This window comes from Pseudoalteromonas sp. S16_S37 (assembly GCF_014694405.1).
Taxonomy (GTDB): Bacteria; Pseudomonadota; Gammaproteobacteria; order Enterobacterales; family Alteromonadaceae; genus Pseudoalteromonas.
In genome coordinates this window covers 41,643-63,275 of record NZ_JAAUWV010000021.1, presented here as the reverse complement: position 1 = coordinate 63,275, position 21,633 = coordinate 41,643, and the positions used below count along the sequence as shown (strand labels likewise).

Annotated in this window: 17 protein-coding genes; 3 read left to right on the top strand and 14 right to left on the bottom strand. The window is 43.1% G+C overall.

The window, feature by feature from the left end; genetic code table 11:
* From HC733_RS11280 to HC733_RS11245, 8 genes are all read right to left on the bottom strand, one after another.
* Positions 1-3,837: a TOMM system kinase/cyclase fusion protein gene (locus tag HC733_RS11280; protein WP_190365152.1), complete on the bottom strand. Its 3,837-nt coding sequence runs from the start codon at positions 3,835-3,837 to the stop codon at positions 1-3.
* Positions 3,838-4,315: 478 nt separating this feature from the next.
* The gene (locus HC733_RS11275) at positions 4,316-5,110 is read right to left on the bottom strand and encodes a hypothetical protein (RefSeq protein ID WP_190365151.1); all 795 of its coding nucleotides are present in this window, start codon (positions 5,108-5,110) and stop codon (positions 4,316-4,318) included.
* A gap of 105 nt (positions 5,111-5,215) precedes the next feature.
* Positions 5,216-5,992 (bottom strand): hypothetical protein, encoded by a 777-nt coding sequence (locus tag HC733_RS11270; RefSeq protein WP_190365150.1) that lies wholly within the window; start codon positions 5,990-5,992, stop codon positions 5,216-5,218.
* Between the two features lie 113 nt (positions 5,993-6,105).
* On the bottom strand, positions 6,106-6,378 hold the full coding sequence (locus tag HC733_RS11265) for a hypothetical protein (protein WP_190365149.1): 273 nt from the start codon (positions 6,376-6,378) through the stop codon (positions 6,106-6,108).
* Complete coding sequence (locus tag HC733_RS11260) at positions 6,378-6,713, bottom strand: gamma-glutamylcyclotransferase family protein (RefSeq protein WP_190365148.1); 336 nt, start codon at positions 6,711-6,713, stop codon at positions 6,378-6,380. Before HC733_RS11260 ends, HC733_RS11265 begins: the two co-directional genes overlap by 1 nt.
* A 62-nt stretch (positions 6,714-6,775) precedes the next feature.
* On the bottom strand, positions 6,776-8,923 hold the full coding sequence (locus tag HC733_RS11255; protein WP_190365147.1) for a DUF6351 family protein: 2,148 nt from the start codon (positions 8,921-8,923) through the stop codon (positions 6,776-6,778).
* A gap of 201 nt (positions 8,924-9,124) precedes the next feature.
* Positions 9,125-10,030: a GGDEF domain-containing protein gene (locus tag HC733_RS11250; RefSeq protein ID WP_190365146.1), complete on the bottom strand. Its 906-nt coding sequence runs from the start codon at positions 10,028-10,030 to the stop codon at positions 9,125-9,127.
* 182 nt (positions 10,031-10,212) lie between these two features.
* Positions 10,213-12,861, bottom strand: a complete 2,649-nt coding sequence (locus HC733_RS11245) for a fibronectin type III domain-containing protein (RefSeq protein WP_190365145.1) — start codon at positions 12,859-12,861, stop codon at positions 10,213-10,215.
* Positions 12,862-13,109: 248 nt separating this feature from the next.
* On the opposite strand from HC733_RS11245, the gene HC733_RS11240 reads away from it, so the two are divergent.
* Both HC733_RS11240 and HC733_RS11235 read left to right on the top strand, forming a co-directional pair.
* Positions 13,110-13,547 carry a GNAT family N-acetyltransferase gene (locus tag HC733_RS11240; RefSeq protein ID WP_190365144.1) on the top strand — a complete coding sequence of 146 codons (438 nt, stop codon included), beginning with the start codon at positions 13,110-13,112 and terminating at the stop codon, positions 13,545-13,547.
* 105 nt (positions 13,548-13,652) lie between these two features.
* Positions 13,653-14,195 carry a cysteine hydrolase family protein gene (locus HC733_RS11235; protein WP_190365143.1) on the top strand — a complete coding sequence of 181 codons (543 nt, stop codon included), beginning with the start codon at positions 13,653-13,655 and terminating at the stop codon, positions 14,193-14,195.
* Positions 14,196-14,448: 253 nt separating this feature from the next.
* Here HC733_RS11235 and HC733_RS11230 read toward each other — a convergent pair whose 3' ends face one another.
* The 3 genes from HC733_RS11230 to HC733_RS11220 all read right to left on the bottom strand — a co-directional run bounded on the left by HC733_RS11230 (position 14,449) and on the right by HC733_RS11220 (position 16,942).
* The gene (locus tag HC733_RS11230; protein ID WP_190365142.1) at positions 14,449-15,045 is read right to left on the bottom strand and encodes a hypothetical protein; all 597 of its coding nucleotides are present in this window, start codon (positions 15,043-15,045) and stop codon (positions 14,449-14,451) included.
* A complete protein-coding gene (locus HC733_RS11225; protein WP_190365141.1) occupies positions 15,042-15,902 on the bottom strand; it encodes a hypothetical protein in 861 nt (286 codons plus the stop codon). The genes HC733_RS11230 and HC733_RS11225 overlap by 4 nt, the downstream gene beginning before the upstream one ends.
* Positions 15,903-16,129: 227 nt before the next feature.
* On the bottom strand, positions 16,130-16,942 hold the full coding sequence (locus tag HC733_RS11220; protein WP_190365140.1) for an AraC family transcriptional regulator: 813 nt from the start codon (positions 16,940-16,942) through the stop codon (positions 16,130-16,132).
* A gap of 104 nt (positions 16,943-17,046) precedes the next feature.
* Between HC733_RS11220 and HC733_RS11215 the strand changes: the two genes are divergently transcribed.
* Entirely contained in the window at positions 17,047-17,634 is a 588-nt protein-coding gene (locus tag HC733_RS11215; protein WP_190365139.1) for a class I SAM-dependent methyltransferase, read from the top strand.
* 42 nt (positions 17,635-17,676) lie between these two features.
* Here HC733_RS11215 and HC733_RS11210 read toward each other — a convergent pair whose 3' ends face one another.
* From HC733_RS11210 to HC733_RS11200, 3 genes are all read right to left on the bottom strand, one after another.
* A complete protein-coding gene (locus HC733_RS11210; RefSeq protein WP_190365138.1) occupies positions 17,677-18,750 on the bottom strand; it encodes an NAD(P)/FAD-dependent oxidoreductase in 1,074 nt (357 codons plus the stop codon).
* Positions 18,751-18,755: 5 nt separating this feature from the next.
* Positions 18,756-20,708 carry a LodA/GoxA family CTQ-dependent oxidase gene (locus tag HC733_RS11205; RefSeq protein WP_190365137.1) on the bottom strand — a complete coding sequence of 651 codons (1,953 nt, stop codon included), beginning with the start codon at positions 20,706-20,708 and terminating at the stop codon, positions 18,756-18,758.
* A 197-nt stretch (positions 20,709-20,905) separates the two neighbouring features.
* Complete coding sequence (locus HC733_RS11200; protein ID WP_190365136.1) at positions 20,906-21,604, bottom strand: helix-turn-helix transcriptional regulator; 699 nt, start codon at positions 21,602-21,604, stop codon at positions 20,906-20,908.
* Between the last annotated feature and the right edge of the window lie 29 nt (positions 21,605-21,633).

The window sequence follows — 21,633 nt, the reverse complement described above, 5'->3', positions numbered from 1 at the left end:
TTAAATCCATTCGTTAGTTGCTGAATTGTGTTCCAACATAAAAACTTCTCCAGTTTGTCTACTGAGTTCTGAAGCTCTATTTCGGTAATATACGGATTTCTCTTGCTCACTTACCTTTGAGTAAGCCTTTGATAGTAAAAAGTAATATAGGGGCAGGTTCGCCAAAGCACCGGACAGCTGATATTTCTCAATTGCTAATTCCATTTCAATCGTATCTGATACAGCTCCTAGGCAAACTAGGCTATATTGTTGGATTATTTTTGCAACGATGCCCCAAAGATAAACATTACTTTCTTCGGCAACAGAAAGGCCCTCGTTAGCCAAACACAAGGCTTGTTCAAAGTCATTATTTAGTATTTGGAGCAAAGCTCCGCGAGCTAGCGCATGTGATATAGAAAAAGGGTTGGATATTTCTTTTGCAATTGTTATCGCTTCTGAAGAGAGGGATAGTGCTTTTTCGCTATTACCCTGTGCCATACAGCACAATGCATAGTAGCTAATTTCAGCTACACCAATATTGTACGAGTACTTGTTATTGAATTTGGAATCGTCTGCTTTGTTAAATTGTTTATATGAACTTTGGTATATAGCTTCTGCAGAACAATAATCTCCAAGCCAAAGTTTTGAGCCTGCAATTAAAGCGTTTAAAGCAATACAATCAACGGTTTCAATTTTTTCTAGGTTATGGATAGCCTGCTTTGCTGTATTTATACTCTCCTGAAAGTCACCTGTAACCATATAAAAAACACCAATCCCCCATAACGTCCGAGCTAATTCAGGCATATTGTCGCTATTTTGAGCTAGCTCCCTAGCTTTTAAATAACGTTTCTGTACTTCTTTAGCTCCATAACCTTTAGTTGCTAAACATAAATTTGCTAAGCCTAATTCTAGGCTTAGTAAATGTTGCTCAGGTATTTTGATATCTTGATATTGTTCAGCTACTGATTCAGCATGATCAAATGCTAGCTCAGCCCTAGGATACAATCCAATCGCTAAATTTCCTTCTCCTAGTATTACTAGTTCAAAAAACGCTTCAGGCACAAGCTCACCATTTAATAAATGTCTGGCTTTTTGTAATGTGAGATCATAATTGGGTGGTAGATTTCCAAGCACATCAGCAATAGTTATGTGCATGTTGACTCTTAATTTATTGTCCATACTCTCATACGCCGCATCTCTGACCAGTGCGTGTTTAAAGATATAACTGTCGTTATCAACTCGGCGTTGGTGAATGATTAAGTCGTTTTCCATCAGTTCTTTTAAGTCGTTTTGAATTTGGTTTTCGCTTAACGGTGAAGCGGCGACCAGTAGGTCGTATTCAAATTCACGGCCGATGGTGGCGGCGAGCTGGGCGGTTTCTTTGGCAAATTGCAGGCTGTCGAGCTTTTGTTGTAGCGACTCGCGTAAGCTGGTGGGCACTTGGTCGAGTTTGTCTGGGTTTACAAAGTCGATATTGTTAGCGCTGTCAGCAACGAGCCCTTTTTGTTTTAGCATGCCGACTAGCTCTTCTATAAACAGTGGAATCCCATCGGTGCGGCTCACTAAAACATCAAGTACATTACGGGCAACATTGCGACCATCAAATAGCTTAACAATAAAGTCTTCGGTGGCTTGCTCTGTGAGCTTTTTCAGGTTGATGTCAAGCAGCGTTAAGTCGTGTAGCTGACTTGGTATATTTTGACGAGAAGTACTCAGTAGCACATGGCCCTGAGTGAGTTTTTGCGCAAAATGATGCAAAAACTCTAACGTAGAGCTGTCTGCCCAGTGTATATCTTCAACAATATATAATTTAAAATCGTTAAGATTATATTGGCTCGAAAGTAGCAATGCGCTTAGGCTTTCAAACAGCAGCTCCTTTTGGGCATCAGGGGCAAGCGCTGAAGGCTGTAACTTATCGCCTAAATCAATGTTTAGCCACACCAATAAAATTGGCAAGGTTTGCACAATGTTGAGCTCACTATTTTGCGTTTCAAGTAGTTTGCTAAAGAGTGTAGATGCCGAATCAACGTCTAAATTTGGTGTGTTATAAAGGTATCTAATCAAAGTTAAAATAGGGTAGAGCGCATTGTTTTGGTGCTCAGGTAAACATTGCGCTACCAAGTGCTGATATTGTGGGGCATTGGCTCTTATTTCTTGCAACAAGCGCGATTTACCAATGCCCGCTTCACCATGAATATGGGCCATGCGCGTTTGCTCATTGTGCGCGTTAAAAATAGACAGCGTTTGTTCAAGCTCCGCGTGGCGGCCAATGAGTTCATGGTGATTTCGAGTGCCCCGCATAAAGCCAAAGGCTTCAACACGGCGCTCACCCATCAGATTAAAAATGGTAACGGGTTCAAAAATCGGCCCAAGCTGAACTTGCCCGTAGGTTTTGAACTCAGAATAAGCATCTAAAATCGAACGCGATTCAAAGGTGCATAATATCTGCTTTTCACCTGCCTCACGAGACAGTGCAATCGCAATGTTGGCGTTGTGCCCTTCAGGCACTGCGTTGGCATAAGTAATAAACACACCTGTGTGAATACCCACATGGGCATTGATAGCAACACCGTGTGCCTCTTGCATCAGTGCATTACGTTTGGTTAATTCGCCAACCATTTCAAGGGCAGTACGTGCGCACAAGCGCGTGTCATTATCACTGGCAATCGGGTAACCAAAATAAAATAAACAGGTATCCGCTAAGTTACCCACATGATACGCGCCATAACGGGTGGCAATATCAATGAGGTGGTTACGTTGAGACTTATAAACCGTATCAATTACGTCATAGTCTTTCTCATTATTGTTCAACGCTTTAACGCTTAACCTAACTGCTAACACGGTCAGCTGTTTACGTTCGGTGAGCGCGGTGTAGTCAGCAATTGCACGATGATTAGGATCGTCATCGCGGATCATCACGGTGGTATCATCAAAGCCATGTCTGGCACTGGCGTCAGCAAGTACGCCGACAAGGTTTGATACATTAATGGTCGAAAGCTCTGAGTACACTTCAGCGCCGGTTACCACGCGCTCGGTGGCATTTTTATGTAATACTCGACGTAGCAACTCTGCAATTGGGTGGCCCAGTAATGCACTAGGGATAGGAATGTGTACATCGCTCAATTGTTTATGATAAATCGACGCAATGCTGTTACCCGTCACCGCCGGTAAGCCTGTTAAGCACTCTAAATACACTAAGCCCCATACATAAAGATCAGACTTAGCTGATGCCGGTTCGCCGCGCAGTTGTTCAGGGGCACTGTACGATGGGGTGCCCAAAGTCTCTTGGGTTAATGTGAGGGTGTGATAGTCGAGTGCGCGGGTATCATGAGCCAGCGTACCAATACCAAAGTCCAAAATTTTTGCGTAGGTTTTAGCGCCCATTTTGCTGAGCATAATGTTAGCGGGCTTTATATCGCGATGTATTATGCCTTTACTGTGTGCATGAATAAGCGCATCAAGTACTTGCAGCATCACATCGGTCGCTGTAACAGAGTCTAAAGCATGTTCAGTGGTCAGGTATTCGCGAAGGGTTACACCTTCAACATACTCAAATACACCGTAAAGAATACTGTCGTTAACCTGACCTCTATCAAGCAAGCGCACAATGTGTGGGTGTTGTAGCTGGCTGCTAAGTTCTGTTTCGCGTTTAAAGCGTTCAATATAGCGTTGCTTTTTTTGTTCTTCGCAGTGCGGTTCGATGGCGAGAAATTTTATTGCCACCAATTGGTTGGTGTTTTTGTGTTTTGCTTTAAAAACCTTACCAAAACCACCTTCGCCTATTTTGTGAAGCAGTTCGTAGTGTTCAGAGTTAAAGCTGCTTGAGATAAATGCATCTGAAAACTGAGTGAGCGACATAGCTAGATTATTCCAATCATTATTATTGTAACTAGTTCCTTTGAATTAACGTCCTAGTTACATTTGAATTTTAATTATTGTTTTTTAAGACAAGTAATTTCGCTCTTCCGTGTACTTGCCATTAACATCAGATTATAGCCTACCTTATCGGTTACAGTTTAGGGAACTTAAATTATTTTTTTATTAAATTTTGGGACGGCAAGTGGAAAGTGTTAGTGCTATTCGTTATGGTGATCCTGACCTTCGTCAGGAAGACAATGAGTGGAGTGTAAGAGTTCCTGACCTTGGTTAGGAAGACGACAGCTGGTTGGGCGCCGTTATCTTCCTAATGACTCTTGTCATTGTGAACTTATTTCGTCACTCTAACTTTATTTCGTCATTCTGAACTTGTTTCGTCATTCTGAACTTGTTTCGTCATTCTGAACTTGTTTCAGAACCTCACCTTGTTAAACGAGTGACACTTCTATAAAGCGTAAGGTTATTTTAGGGTGATTTGGATATTTTCAAGTGTTGCATGGGTTTTAGCATATGCTCTGCTGCCCGCTGCATATTTGCTGTCGGCCGTTCCATAGCGTCTGCGTTCAAACTCAAATTTAACTTTGCAAGTAAAGTTGCTATTGAGCTCGTCGTTTTTAAAAATATTGATGCTGTTGAAATCAATATTCTTTTGACCATTGTCTTCTACATCGTTAAATACATATGTATTGGTGATCTCTTTACTACCATTTTTACAGCTACTTTCTAGGTAAATATGCAATGGCTGATGCCCTTTTAATACCGCTGCTTGCTCCCAGCTGAGCTCTAATACTTCATCTACTGGGAATACTTGCCCTTGTTGGGGGCTTGTGATCACCATAGGTTGTGGCAGCGTCACAGTACTTGTGAGTGTTTCTTTATCATCGGCACGGTAAAACTGTATCTCATACTTGGTATCTTCTTGGTTAAAGGGCAAGGTTGCGCGGTAATCAATGTCGAAGATATCGATGTCTTTATGCATATCTTTAGTGATAACACTTTCTACTGCATCTGTGCCGTTAACGACAGTATACTGGGTTGCGGTAACGGTTAACTTATCACCTGCCACTAAGTTGAGGTTGTTACCATTTTTGCTGCTTACGTTAAGTTCGGCAATTACGCGGCTGTCTTGGCCGTTTGAGGTTACATAAATATCCGACCAAATGGCCTTGGTTTTAATCAAATTAGAATTAGTTGTTTCTGAAGAGCACGCACACAAAAGTGCGCAGCACAGGCTAACGGTTGCAAATCGAGTCATATTACAAATCCTTTTAGTACGAAGAGTGCTGAGTATGGGTCACTCTGGGTATTACTTATTAATCTATGGGCGGCAAGCTATTTGCCGCCGAGAATTTTGCTATTGTTAGTTTAAAATCACGTTAATGCTATCTAACACCTTGGTTTGTATTGCATATGTTCTGCTGCCTGATGCGTATCGGCTATCAACAGTGCCATAGCGTTTACGTTCAAAGCTAAACGATACTTTACAAGTAAAGTTTTTGGTAAGTCCCTCTTGTTTAAATAGTTTTGTGGTTTCAAAGTCTATGCCTAGCATGCCATCATCTTCTACATCGCTGTATATATAAGAAGATTTGATTTCTTTGTTGCCATTTTTACAGGTACTGTCTAACACAATCTTAAGTGATTGTGCGTCTCTAATCTTGGTTGCTTTTGCCCAGTGCAGCTCTAAAATCTCGTCTTCTGAGAAAGTCTGCCCTTGCTGTGGTGCAAGGATAGATACAGGCTCTGGGAGTTTTACCATGCTGCTGAGCGTTACTTTGTCTTTAGCACGGTAAAGTCTTATTTCATATTGAGTGTCGGCTTGATGGTAAGGAAACTCTGCTCGGTAATCGATATCAAAAAGCTTGTCGTCCTTAGTCATATTCTTGGTCATATCTGCTGAAATAGCAGCATTTGTGGCAGTTACTGATAAGGTATCGCCGTTCACCAGATTAATGTTGTTGCCATTTCTTTTGCTCACATTAAGCTCAGCAATAACCTTAGCGCCATTGCCATCTGATTTAACCAATACGTCTGACCAAATAGCTTCTGTTTTAATTAAGTCTGAGTTTGTATCTGAAGTGCAGGCACTGGCAAGTAGGCAGCACAGTGCAATTGCGCTCATTTTTAACTGGGGCATATCCAACTTCCTTACAGGAGTTTATAAAATGAGCGGATCATACTTTAGGTACACAGCGTTTGAAATGCCAGAATACAAACTTTAACAACTTATTACAGGTGTTAAACTTTTTGTTAAGGTAACAGTGTGACTTTGATATTGGAGGGTTTAATTGTGCAACTTAGCTTGGCCAAATAAACATTGAGAGTTGAGGAGGCGATAGCCAGCTCACTGGCTGTTAAGGTTTGGCTACAAAACAGCTCTACAATCAAAGTTTGCTGTAGTTTTTTTAACGATGCACGATGGCTGAGATATAAAAAGTGTGAAATATCGTCTTTGAGCTGCTCGCAGGCTTGGGTAAGCAGCTCTATCAGTTGTTTTTCTAGGCGCTTTTCAGTTTTTGTCATTATTTACCAGCGGCGTAAATCCAACACCTTTTACCTGAAACAAGATGTGCTTGTACGCGCACATATTCATCTACTTCATAGTTATCGGCTTGGGTTAGTTCATCGTCGGTAAGTAAAAATACCGTACCGTCAACACGGTCTGTAGAAGAACCTGTGTGTACTAAAATTGGGTGTACGCTTTTACCACTGCTGGCAATAACTTTAGGATCTGTAATGGTTACTTCTCCAAGGGTATAGCCTATCAGTGTGTCTTTATAACCGTCTAACTCACGGCCGAAGGTATCCAACTGTACTTGCGTTTGTTGCAGTGTTCCGTACGAAAATAATGGTTCCATAAAAACTCCAAGCAGTAAACTGAACCCGAAAAATACAGTAAATAACAACTAACTTCAAATAATTAAATATTAGTTGGTCGGCCCACATCGGGTTTGCTGTAATCACATACGCCGTGTGGAAATATGCGTTTTAAAGCAGCAATATCGTCGGGTGCTACTTTATCTCCATAAAGACCTTGTTGCACGGCCGTGTCGACGTCCATTAAAGCGCATTTGAATAAATCGCCAGCCCAAGGGGCGCCCGCTTCAATTCGGCTGGTGCTGTACATCGGAAAACGTGACTGACATGCGCCCTCTGGTTTGTTATTCCATTGACCATCAAATACATTCTCCCCTGCTGCATAGACACTGCCATCTTCGTTAAAGCAAGTATCTTTTAAGCGGGAAGGTTTAGCGGCTTGTATTCCCATAGGGGAGCGATCTTTGATGTTTAACAGCCATTGATCCATCATCGCAAACGCTTGTGAGGTTGGGTCATGATCTTTATGGGCTACCCAAATAACATGGTTGTTACTATGACCATTGGCTTTATTGATGCGCAAACGGCTGTAGAATGAAGCAGACATATGATGCATATCTAATTCGTTTTCTAGGTAGTGACGAGCGTCGATAATGGGCAAATCGACTTTACCGATAAATACTTGTCCAGAGCGATAAGCCGCCTCCATCGCTTGTAAATCTCCATGGTGCCTTGGCGCCGCTGATTGCTCTGTCTCGGTAATGTTATCGCTGCCCCATAAAGATAACCAAAGCGGGATCTGCGTGCCAAAGGGGGTAACTATATGCTCTTGATGCATCTCTTTTTGCGCTTTCCAAGCGCCGATATGGGTGTTGATGTCAATAAATTCATCAAAGGTGATTTTGCCATCAATAAGCGCATTTAAGCCGTATTGCACTCCCACGTTATCCCATGTGCTGCGGCCAAAGCCTTGTTCATCTGTACCAAACACATGCTGCATATCTTGCCAGTAACTCCAATTAGTTTGCTCCACGACGGGTTTTGCAAAAAACTGTCTTAAAAACCCTTGTTTAGGGTTATTGATAAAAGCGGAGAGTCCAAAATAGCCATTGATACACTCACTGTTGCCATCAGGAAATGATGGCACAAATCCAGCCATCAGCTGATTGAGTGGTTGCAAAAAACCTGCGCGTTGCGGGAAGTCGTTGATGGCATTCATGCCTTCGATGAGTCTTCGCCGCTCCCAATCTCGCCATGCTTTGCGGTTGTCTGCTCTGAATGTGAAATAGTTATTGAGCAAGTCACAATCTAAGGCATAAGTGGTTTGTGTGATCATATCGGGGTAACTGTATAGCGGAATAAGGCCATCTAAAATACCCGTACTATTTTGTGCGATAAGATACTGGGCTAAGCCACCCCCTGAGCCACCAATGCCTACCGTATAAAGTGGTTCACCATATAAACTAGTAAACTGCTTTTTCACCCGCCGTGCGGTGTCTTCTGCCAGCAGCATGTTATAGGTGTAGCTGGTTTTATTGCCACTTGAGCTTATCACTGCATACCCATCAAGTAGCTGGTTTGCTTGTCTTTGCATCACTTTCCAAGCATTTTGGCGACCCTGTCTATAGCCAATTCCTGAGCCACCATTAAACTGATAAATAAGTCGTTTATTCCATTGTGATTGCGCTTTTCTATCGCCAACTTCTTGATTAGATATGGGCATGACCAATGTATAGATAAAGCGATTTATTGAGCCTCTTTCAACTCTGAATAGGGGACCTGAGAAGGTTTTCGCTTGGCTAAGGGTCAGTGGTTTGGGGTCAAGATTATTGTCGATGGTGTAATATTCAAGCTTGGTCTTTACGCCACAGTCTTTGCTGTACCCGATCACCTTATTATCTTGATCATACACGGCAACGCCATGGCCCAATTGGTTATCTAATTGAGGCTGCCCAAGCCCTGAATCGAGCGTCATGCAAAAGAATGGATATTGATTTGGGCCTGAATACAGGCTGTGTGTTGGGCCAATTTGGCCAATGTCTATGGGAAATGAAAAGGTCTCTTCTGGGCGTTGTACTTTGGAAATATGTGGATAAAAATCAAGTAGTGAGTTATCTGTTCTAGGGGCAATGGTTTGCACTTGTCGATAGGCAAACTCATCTTCAGCCAGTTGCGACCACAGGATCAGCCCTCCCGTTACAGAGACTAATAAAACACTTAATGATCCAAGCCATATTAAGTACTTTTTCATAAGTCCACCTAGTTATTGCTACCGCTTACCTTAAGTTTAGAGCAGCAAAAAAAATGGCGTTGTTATCACTTTGTGAAATGCCGTTAAGCTAATGAAGCAGAGAAAAATTTAATTTTGATAGCGGCTGGGTTTCATTTCATTTATTGGGATTATGCAACAAATGACTCAATATTTTTACGTTTCATCTAGGCTGCATGTTACTCACTGTGTGACGACAATATTACGCCCTTTGTGTTTCGCTTCGTACATGGCCGCGTCAGCGCGTTTAAGCGCTTGCGAATAAGACATATCTGAAGTCAATATTTCGGTTACTCCCACACTGATGGTTATGGGACTGTGTGATGCGTTACTTGAACCTGAAAACGCCTCTTCAACTGCTTCTCGCAAACGTTGCGCGGTTTGTGTTGCTTGTTGATGTTTGATGTGCGGTAAGATCACTACAAATTCGTCACCGCCAAAACGACAGGCAATGTCGGTTTGCCGAAGTGTTTTTTTGCAGGTTTGGGCAACTTTGCAAATAGCTTGGTCGCCTGCATGGTGACCTAAGGTGTCATTGAGTGCTTTTAAATGGTCAAGATCAAACATGAGAATTGATACACAATAACCATGGCGTTTAAAGGCGCTAAAATGGTAGTTTAACTCACGCTCTAGCCGTCGGCGGTTAAATAGTCCGGTTAGCAAATCAGTATCGCTTTGTTTTCGCAACTGTGATTCCAATTTATGACGCTGAGATATATTGCTGGCAACCCACAGCACCACATCTTCGCCGTCTATCTTAAAGTCTAAAGGTGTGATGCGTGCTTCAAACCAAATGGGTTCCGAAGGCCCTTCATCTGGTAGACCTTTTACATCTTTGTTGCTCAGTTCGTATTCTTCGATAAGGAGTGCTTGGGACTCTAATGCACGTGCAATGGTATCAATAAACCAGTTGGCTTTTTCTGCTTCGATTAAGTCGTGGATTGATTTGCCGATTAAATTGCTACCATCGTGATAGTAACGTTCGTCTTTGCCACCATAAATAGCCACGTATTTACCACTTCTTGAGAGTAAAAAAACAGGGTCTGGTAACGCCGCCAGTACAGCGGACATCTGTTCAGCGTTGATCATTGTGCTCCTCAAGAAGCTAATACTTCTGTACTACTTATACAATTGTAAAACATGCAATGAAATCGACAACTTTTTACCGCGTTATCTTCGCTAATTTCGCAAATAATATTGATCCATTCAAGTTTGGTGCCAACAAAATATACATGGCAGCGGTGCTGCCATGTGTTTGGTTAACTGTGAAATTATTTATCTATTGTTAAGAAAAGTGCATCAAAATAGCTGTCGTTATCGGTGCCATGATTGCGCTTGCCTGTTAAAACAAAATCAATAAATGCAGTGTTTGCAGGCAAAGTGAGTTGGCCATTTACACCCAGCCATTGCGCACTTTGATGCGTTAGGTTATCGCTACTTTTGATAAGCGCCCCTGTTACATCAAACAACGACAATTTAATCGAAGGGGTGTCGTTGCCACTGAAATTACGCAGCATACCACCAAAGTTAACGGTGACATTTCCTTCGTTGAGGTGAGTAATATTTTGCACATTGACTCTTTGAGAGACACTCGTTAACGCCGTTTCACCTTGGCATACGCCGCCGACGGCGAAGAACTTTTGTCCTTCAAATGGCGGCACAGAGCCACATTGCTTATCAGTTAGTGCTTCAATTGGGCCATTACCACTCCAGCCGTTAATACCAGCTTCGGCATCGGGGTTTTGCAATAAGTTTGTGGTTGCGGTTTGGTCTTGAGTGATATGTTCAATCGGCGCGCCTGTTGGGCCTCTATCGCTGATGCTTGGGCAACTAGCTACTTGCGTTTCAATTTTTAAACTCAGTGAATCAAAGTAACTGTCGTTGTCGGTGCCACCTTTACGAGTGCCCGTGAGCACAAAGTCGATGTAGCGTGTTTGAGGCGGTATAACGGCACTATTGGCAAACATTTGCCACGTAGAATTTGCGCCAGACAGCGTATCACTTTTTGCCAGAGTATTAAGCTGGGCGTCTTTAAATTCAATATGTATGGTTGGAATATCGCTGCCATTAAAGTTACGCATGTAGCCACTTAAGTGTGCCTTTAAACCTCCTTGCTCGATCAATGCGGCATAATCGGTTACATCTACGCGCTGAAACGCACTGCCATATGCTTGCTCATTGGCACATACACCACCGATGGCAAATAAATGGCTACCATTTTGCGCAGGCACCGCATCACATTGACCGCTGCTTAAACTCTCGATTGGACCACTGCCTTGCCAGTGTTCAATTCCTTGCTCGGCACCTGCGTTGCTTAGCAGGTTGTCACTCAATGGCACAGCGCCTGTGGTTGCAAAAGCAACGGGTGTAGACCATTGACTCCAAGCAAGTGCGCGGTCGCGCATTCTAACTCGCACACAATAGTTTTGGTTCGCTTGTAGGTTTTTCAATAAAGTTTGATTAGGAGCTTTGTTGGCTCGGGTATCTTGCTCATTCCAAATATTTTGATGTTGGTACCAATAATCAAATACTGGGGCTGAAAAGTCGTTACATTGTGTACTCACTTGCCAATGTGCGGCGCCAAACAAGTCTAAATCGGCATCGGCAAATAGCGTTGCACTGGCTAAGTTACAACTTGATGAGATGTTGCCCGCGTGTGGCCAAAGCACTTCTGGCGTATAAGGTGAGGTGTTGTTGAGTTTTACTTTTAAGCTGTCGCGCTGCACATTGTTAAGGGGCGTATTTTCATCGCCCAAGGAAATACGTTTAATTTCAAAATAAGGGTCATCTCCTGCTTGCACATCAACCATCACAAAACCATATTCATCTTGGCTAACCGCAAACTCGGTGTAGTCGGCTTGTGCATATTCGCCAAAATAATCTAAGTTACCTCCTGCAGAGGCAACGTTAACCATAGCATGTTTATGGTCACGGCTAGTGCCTCTTGAATAGGCATGAGTATGACCAAAAAAGTGAATACTTGGCTTGTTGCAAGCGCTTGAGAACTGCTCAAGCCTTGATACTATTTTGCCGCTGTAGTCGGTTTCACCTGCTAACCACATTTCTGATTTATGTGGATGGTGCATTTGTGCAAACACAAAATCGATGTCGCTGTTATTACATGTTTGCATTAATACCGTATCGAGCCACTGTAGCTGCTCATCAATACGATATGCGGTGTTGGTATCAAGCGACACAACACGAATATTTGAATGATCTTGATACCACCAGTGTTCTAGGTAATTGGGCGAGCCATTTTTAGGCAAATTAAAATAGTTAAAAAAGTAATTGGTGTCGTTTTCGTGGTTACCAGGTGCAGGGTATGTAGGCACGTGACGCGCAAGCGGTGCAATTGGGCCAAAAAAGGTATTACGCCAGCTGTCGTAATGGTTGCCATTGTCGACCAGATCCCCGGGGATCAAAGTCATATTAATGCCATCGTGCAAACTCATACCCAGCGCGTTTTCTACGTATGGGATCACGCCTTTGTTGATCACATCACGAAATTTATTGGGGTTGGCTAAGTCTTGCTGCATATCGCTCATAGCTAAAATGCGTGAGCTTTTTTCTTGTGCGGGCAGTGGTGGCGTTCTAAAGCTAAATATGTCACTAAGTGCATCGCCTGTTTTAACGCGATAATAATAAACTGTATCGGCAAATAGGCCCGTCAGCTGTACTTCATGCAGTCGACTTAGCAAGTTACCTGTTTTGCTTTGCCCAGATGTTTGTTGGCCAAGCTCCGGCGTGGTGCCCCAAAGCACAATCGACTCATCACCGCCACTGGTTTCCCAGCTGATCCACATGCTATTTGCAGAGGCCGTTTGCAAGTATGGGGTAACGTGAAAAGAGTGAGCCTGTACAGGGTGAGAGCCAAATACAGCCGCTGCGGTGACGCCCGCGACGAATAACGCATACTTCATAGTGTTTCCTTGGTAAGTAAAAAAGGGCAGTAGGATCACAGTGTTAATTGAAGGTATAAAGTATTCAGTGTGAATTTTATGTTACTTAATGGTGTTATTTTAATGGCTCCTCATTTTGCCTTATTAAGTTTGTTTTCTTTTTGAGGACAAAGAGAAAGTGCACATGGTAATATTTGCGGCAATTGTATTTGGATATTTATGTGTAGAAACTTAGCGCGAGATCATGGCAATACTCTGTAGGAGGAAGCGTGGATATTTCCCTTAGACGGGCAAGTGAAGCAGATATGCCATTTTTGCTGTCGCTGCGTGATAAAACGATGAGGCAATACTTAGAAGAAGTAGGCATGCCTACGTGCGCTGACGAGTACGAAAAGCGAATACGCTTTGAGTTTGCGAACGCACAAATCGTTGAATTGGACGAAAAGCCTATTGGCTTATTCAAAGCGACCTATGCCGAAGAACTTAACTATTGGCATTTGGTTCAAATTCAGATTTCTACACAGTATCAAGGTTTAAAAATTGGTAGTAAGCTAATTCGTGACCTTATTGCCAAAGCTGGTGCAACCAAATCTAAAGTTGGATTAAGTGTTATCAATACCAACCCAGCGAAGCAGTTGTATTTGCAGTTGGGTTTCAAGGTTGTGCAAAGCTCCGGTGTAGAGCACTTAATGGAGCTACAAACCTAACAGTTTAATAGCGCTCCAGAGCGCATGATGTTCTCGGTTCAGGTAAATTTTGTGTTTCTGGTGCAAGGTATAAAGCGGGCGTTAGCCTTTTGAAAAGGAAATTTTATGAGATCAGCAGTTCTTGTTATTGATGTACAAAGTATTTTGTTCGACCCAATACCTCAACCATTTGAAAGAAATGAGGTTTTGACTCGCATTAATACAATCACAGATTGGGCGCATCAAAAAAATATCCCGGTCATTTTTATCCAGCATGAACAAGTTGGTACACCCATCGAATATGGCAGCGAAGGTTGGCAATTACAGTCATCACTGCGTGTTGAAAGTAAAGACCATTTTATTCGCAAAACAACGCCAGATGCGTTTTTACGTACCAACTTGGAGTCGTTGCTACAAGAGCTAAGTATTGAACACTTGTATATTTGTGGCTACGCCACAGAGTTCTGTGTAGATACAACCACACGGCGCGCTGCAGGTTTGGGTTACTCAGTTGATTTGATATCAGATGCTCACACTACTCAAAACAAACCGCATTTGTCGGGTGAGCAAATTCGCGCGCATCACAATGCCACATTGCCTAGTATTGCCAGTTTTGGTGTCAAGATTGCAGCAGTATCGACAGAATCTTTAACATCACAAAGCGACTAAATTGTATGAGTAGATTTTTCATATTTGGCATGTTGGTTTAGTGTCTATTTAAGGAGTCATGCAATTGACGTATCGTTTTTCAATTAAAGGGCTGTAGGCACGACATAGGTAATAATCGTCCTAGATAAGCCGAGTTATCGGGATAACTTTAGGATGGCTCCCGATGCTTTGCTCCTGATTTCAGCCAGTGTAAAAGTATCAAGCTTACTTTAACGATGGACCATGCCTATATCTGCGCAAAGATATTAGCCGATTAATTTGGATTCTTTTCATTAGTTGTTGAGGTTTCAGACATTTTCGGCTCTTTAAAAAGTTCAATTGTGTAGACGTCTTTTATATATAAATAAAAAAATGCAAAAGACATAGCTAAAATGATGAGACCAATCACAGAAGAGTTTAATTTTATCCCTTTCATTGAAATTTCAACGGAATTGCTCTGCTTTTGTTCCTCCTTAGTGTGCACACTATCGGGTGATGTGTCGGAACTCTGTGTCCGTTCAAGCGATTTGAGCGCTATTTCGCGGTCCAACTTAAATTGCAAGAAGGCAAGATAAAACCCTCCTAGCACAAGTATCATAACCATGAAGAAAATGAATATGGTTTGGATGAACTGAAAGTAAAACACGCTGGTTCTGTGTCTCATTTTTTCAATTGATGCAGTGACTTTTTCTTGTTCAAATTTTTCATGACGATTGATTTCATCAATCTGTTTTTGCATTAAAAGTTTATCTCTTAGCAGCTCTTGCGAGGCAAAGTACTCTGCTGGTGATAAGTCTTCACTACTTTCAGCGTAGGTGTAAAGAGGTGATATAAATAACAAAATAAAGTAAACAAGCCTAATCTTCATCATAATTCCTTTTCATTTAGTTTTTTTAGTAACTGCTTTATATCGTCTTTAAAACATTCTTTTGGGTCGAAATCTAACGCGTATTTTTTTGCAATTTGCTTTAGCTGTGTGCTTTCTAGAGACAGCCAAGAGGGAGTGATACACTCGTCCTTGTCACTGGAACTACTCGCGTTAAAGGAGACACCAGAAGAGTACTTGCCTGAAAAATTGACTTGGGTAGCGGGTAAGATGGTTGGGTTATCATCAAATCCTTGAACCACGGCGCATGTAGGGCATATATCTTTGAGACGTTTCCATGTATAGGCGACCTTAAGCCTCTCAGCGCCCTCATATTTTTCAGGTATGAATCGTTCGATATCAGCTATGCCTCTTAAATCTTCAATCAAATTGGGTGAGTCGCCAACAACTTTGAATATCTGGTGATTTGAAAACTTCTTTAAAAAAGGGTTGGAAGATAACGTTTTTAAATACAGCTCTTTTTGTGCCGTTTGCTCTAAGAGTGATTGATTCAGCTCTGAAACGGTTAACTGTTTGAATAGTTCGGTGTTAGCTTCAGATAATCCAGTTGCATAAGGTTGAGTAAAATGCCGTTCAAAAGCTGAACGGTTTATCGCGTTGTTTTTATCAAAAACATTTGGTGGGACGTTTAGGCCACTTAACTTAGTGGGGTCAATCTGTAGTTTGTTTAAGGTTGCTTCATTTATTTCTAATTGCCCCTTATCGTAAGCATTGGCTGAGTGAATATTTGCCATACAAAGGAAGAGAGTAAGCAAAGTTAGTGTCATGAAATAGTGCGCAAGGCTAGCTATGTAATTGTTAAACGAAGAACAAAAACAACGCATTGCAATTAAATTTAACATTGTTATTCCTTTAGCGTAATACGTTTTTAAATTGAAGATTAGGCGAAAACATATACATTCTCAATGCCATCGCGCTTTGTTAAAAATTTAAAGTCTGCTCTTTTTCACGAAACTGAATATGTTTGTGAGCTACTTAAGTTAAAGTCATTATACATAGCGTCAAACAAGTTGCGTCTTCAGCGTATTTCGTTGCTTTGCTTTTATAAAGCAGCATCGGCTTTTCCAAGCTATGGCTTTTCTGTGTTTGTAATATGTTGTCTGCGCCATGTGGCGGGGGTGATGCGGTAAGCTTTTTTAAATTGCCGAATAAAATGGGTAACGTCGCTAAAGCCTATCTTTTGGGCAATGTGCTCTATGGAATCGTCTGTGGTTTCGAGTCGATTTATGGCCACTTTTAGACGGTGTTTTGAGATCCATTGCCCCACAGTAAAGCCAGTGGATGCTTTCATTTTGGTTGTTAAATGAGCTGGACTTACGTGCACAGCTTGAGCAACATCTTTTAGGCTAATGCCATCGCAGCAACGGCGCTCAATAAACTGCATCGCTTTACTGATTTTGGTTTCATGGCCGACGTAGACTTCGCTAATACTAGATGCACTGGCAGCTTCGCTGATAATCAGGTTAATTAAGCTCGCTAGCACAACGTATGGCTTTTCAGCAGAGCAGGCTCGCTGGATTTCTTCAAATAATGTAATGAGGTAAGGCAGCCTTGATTGGCTCACTTGGGCAATTGGCAAGGCGCCTTGCCTTATTTGTTTAAATGGAGAAAACAAATCATCATGCTGGGCTTGTTGCTCATTAGCAATACCAAAACTGAGCCAATGAACCGACATGGCTTTGCCTTTGCGTAAGGTATGAGGAAAGCCAGAAGGAACCAATGTGAGGGTCCCTGGTTTTATTTGCGTTGCACTTTCACCTTTTAAAGTGACATAGCCAGATAGCAATAGGGTAATTACATATTCTTCATGCGCATGATGGTCTTCATTGTCTAGCTCATCTACTTCGAGGTAGCCCGCATTGACGTTTACATATTGAGTCATGCTAAATACTAAAAATAAGCCGATTTAAAGCAAATATTAGCACTGAATAAAGCTTTCCTGTTAGGTGAAAATAGTCTGGTGTTCAATTAACGAGAATTTAGATTATGAGTCATTGGAGTAAAGAGCAGGCGCTGGCGTACGATCAACAGTGGGGCGAGTTAGCTTTTCACCGGCAAATTCCAAGCCTTGCAGGCGTATCTGATAGCAACAACATCGTTGAGATTGGCTGTGGTGGCGGCTTTTTAAGCGTGTGCCTGGCTACTTACGCTCGCGGCGTGTCGGTATTGGCCCTTGACCCCAGCGCACAAATGATTGAATTGGCAAACAACAGACGACAACAAGCTGGGCTAAGCGAAGCGCAACTTCAATTCTTGCAAGCTGGCGCGGAGTCGCTAAACGTGATGGCCGAGTCTATCGACTTGGTTATTGCGGCGTTTTCTTTGCACCACTGGCGCGACGCTGAGCTGGGAATGCAGCTGGTATTTAACAGTTTAAAGTCAGGTGGAAAAATCTGGCTGTGTGAAGATATGCACACCCCAACGGGCGGTACGCTTAAAGTGAATAACAATCTAAAAGCCTTTGCAGGTATTAAACAACTGCTAGAGCAGTTTGCGTTTACCAGCATTGAAAAGCACCTGCTTGCAACGCCAGAAGGAGAGTTTTTGATAGTGCAAGCAAGCAAGGCTACTTAACCTAAGCTCAGGTTACTTAATCTTTCGAATTATTTGGCTAAGCTAGCTTACTTGTGCGTAATACATATTCTTATGGTGTAAGTATTGCGCCCACACACTATCCATTTGTTGCTGGTATTGCGCAGCGGTAAGGGGGCTTGTAAGGCCATTTTCAATTAACAAGTCGCTCAGTTGCATGGCGCTTGCCATGGCGTTGAACATGCCTTGTGATGAGAGCGGGTCAAAGCTCATGGCCGCATCGCCGATGGCAAACCATTGTTGGCCGCAAAAGTGTTCTAACCTTGAGGTATTAGCGGCCACAATGCCATATAGCTGTTCACTGTGAGGGAGCAGTTGCTCTATCAAAGTTCCAAAACCGTTAACACGTTTGGCTTGCGCTAAAAACCATTGGCAATCTTGATGCTTTGATTTTTGTATATGCTCAGGGTTTAGTTGCCACGAAACCACGCGGCTTTGGCCTTTTGACTCGCTAGTTGAGTTGCAGCGAGAGGGCAGTGGTGCACTATACCACCAGCCGTTGTCGGTACTGCTGATAAGCGCCATATTCTTGGTGACATTAAATTGCCCAGTGAGCCAAATAGACATTAATTTATCGAGCTGTTTGCGTTTAACATTTTGCGTGCGTGCAAACACGCAGTGTCTTCCCGTTGCATCAATGACTATGTTAGCACTTAAAAGTGCGTTTTGGTTATCTGCAATTTCTAGGTGCCATTTATTATCATGATATTTTGAACCCTTAAGCACTGCAGGCCACAGGCATTGTACGCCTTGCAATTGTGCCTGTGCGCGTAGTTGGCGCTCAAAGTAGGGGCGGTCTAAATGCCAACCCAAACCATCTGGATTGCGCAAGTTATCCATCACAGTTGGCTGTGAGCTGCCCCAATACGAGAGCATGCCTTGGCTAATTAAATGTGGCCCTTTATCAAGTAGTGATTCGATCTCAAGTAGTTTTAAAATGCGCCGAGCGGCTGGGGGCAAGCATTCGCCAACCTTTTCTGGCGGCTGCGCTTGGTTGTCTATCAGCGTTACGCGGTAATGCTTTGCCAGTGCAAGGGCCGCAATGCAGCCCCCAATACCGGCACCAATAATCACCACTTGTGTGTGCTCGGCGCGCATGGTTTTTAGTCCTTATATCTGTTTGCTTTGTCAGTGCGGCTCAAATCAGGGCGATGCGGCGCGTTATCGTGTTGGTCAAATTGCGTACGTTTTAACTGTTTGAACGATGCAGCTTCCGCGTTGCTTGGTGGTGTCATACCCACTTGCATCGTTTCAGGGAAGCCCACAACGCCCTTTTCCGTCTGCTCAAGCACAATAGCGAGTTGACCAAACCCTGTGATCATGGAATTAATCTGCGCTTCATAGTCGTTTGACGGACCAATAGGCAAATCATCTAACCAGAACTCCCGCTCATTGAACGCGGCTTGGCGCTTTTCAAAAGGCTCTTTCTCATTTATCACTATGCTGTAGTTTGTTTGGTTAAGCATATTGTTTGGCACACGTGCCGGCCAAAATGTAGGTAAATATGGGTCATATGCTGCGTTATAGCCATCTCGACAACTGGCGGTATCTGTTTGCCAAGGGATAGCCATCCAACGCGTAATACCACCGGCAACTTGCCCGCTCAGTAAAGGCCCATCAGGTTGTCGGGTGATTTCCGGTGTCATCACAGGACCATAATTGATGCCGTGCGTGGGCGCTGTGTTGTCAGCGTGATGTAAGCGAAATGCTTCACTGTACATACCGGCTGTACGCATTGGCCAGGTCATTTCACAGCCTGGGTGAAAGGCATCGGCTAAGCAAAACTCCATTGCAGCACGGGTGAGCATATCAGGCTGCTCTTGCACTGGTACATCAGTAATTTCTTTTGGCGCTAGGTAGTTAGGGTTGTAATCGGCAATAAAATCGCCTTCAACCCATTGTGCTAATGCGTTTAGCTGTATACGTGTGAGCGATACAAACTGTCTTGGTGACAAATTAGCGTTAACGCCCATGGCATCGCCGTATAACCAAGGCCATTGCTGCACTGACAACGCGCTGGGTTCTGGATTCCAAGAGGTGGTATTGCTCGGATCATCAGCTGTTGAGAACTCACAGTCCAAGCGTCTAAAGTTGTGGTAAAGTGTGCGACGTCTTTCTTGCCAAATGGGTGACGGATCAGCGAGCTTGGTTATCCACTGCTCACTGGTAAAATCAAATGGGCTGTCCCAACCAAAGCCTGCTGCAAATCCCGCATTTACCCACTGCAAGTTGGTCATACGCTGGAAAATAGGCAAAATATCATGAGTAAACGATGGCTTACCAGGTTTTGGTAGCATACCCGCGGTAACAGCAACATCGCGCATTAAGTCCCACATAGTACGCACAGATTTTTGCTGTGGCGCATAATCAGGTGGCGCACAGACTACCCAAGCAGGTTTTACAGTCAGTGCTTGGCCGTTAAACATAACTTGCGCATTGATAGGGCCATCAGACGTATCATCGTACCAACCTTCGTTGTTACCAAAGGTGACTGCTGGCTCACCTTTTAGGTTCTCAGATTTACCGTGTCCGCCAAGCATTAATAGGCGGCCCTGTTCATCAGTGCGCATTTCACCTAAGTACACACTTTTACCTTCAAACTTGCCGACAAACTTAGTATTACTGCCATCTTGTTTGATACCGCAGAGCTGGTGCTCGCCGCCATCAATTAGCAAAGTGCTGCGATCAACGGTTTCTTTATTACGAAGATAGGAGGGTTTGGCTTTTGCCGCTTCAGGAATATCCAAAGCAAGTTGAAATTCATACCAAGAGGCTTTTTGATTGGCAAGCCTTGCATGCCAAGTAATAGTGGCATTTTCAGCTGTTAGCTCTTGCACGATTTGCCCTTGGCTGTTTAAGCCATAGACTCTAAAGCGCGCTGCTTGGCGTTTTAGTGCACCACTGCTATCACGATAAAAGTTCTCTGTGCGTGCGGGTGGGTCGTTTACCTCTGGGCCGATAAAAAAATCTTGTTCACTATTACCAACACGCATTACACCGATGGGAGGGTAAATCGCTGCACTTACGATTGTTTTGTCTGTAACTGTTTGAGTCATAAAAATATTCCTTGACTTAAATTTGCCCATGTTCACCACCTAAGCGGTTTTCGTTTGGCGTGAACAAGCAAATGTGGGTGGAGTTGAGCCAATCAGCTCGAGGCATAAGTGTATGCACTATCTTGAAAATCGCCAATTACGCGACGTTACAGTGACAAATTCATAATTGGAGGAAAAGGCTAGTTGAAGCTCGTAATTTAGTCACATTGCTTGGCATATTTAGCTCTGATCAAGGCGATATAATGCTCTAAGTTTTTTTCTTTGTGTTTGACAAAGTGGTTGTTGGTGATAGTTAATTTTTGCATGCGATCTAAGCGAAACTCACGGTAATCTTGGCGCAACAAGCAAAAGGCGATGAGCGTCCACTTGCCACCCCAATAAACCAACCCTAAAGGTTCAATGACTCTGTTACTTGGGGTGTCATTCACATCACTATATTGCAGCTCGACGCGGGTGCACGATGCTATCGCTTTACGTAGTGACTCACTAAAATCTTGCTGCTTTTTGCCATGATTAAAACTCGAAACCAAATAAGGGGAATGGTCACTTTGTTGTTTAAGGTGCGGCGGAAGCACAGCTTCAATTTTTTCGATTGCAGCTTTTGCATGGCCACTTAAAGTCGGATCTGTCCATGCCCCAACCATTTTGCTACCAAGTAACAATGCGGTGAGTTCATCAACGTTAAACATCATCGGTGGTAGAGGATGATCGTCAATGATATAACCTATTCCGGCCTCTCCATGAATAGGTACGCCTGAGTCTTGCAAAGACTCAATGTCGCGGTAAATAGTACGCTCGGACACTTCAAAGCGCTCAGCCAGTTGCTTAGCGGTGATCGCAAGCCGTCTACCTTTTAGTAAATTTACTAGCTGAAATAATCGCTCTGATTTATGCATACGAACGTACTTATGGCCTTTTTTTAATG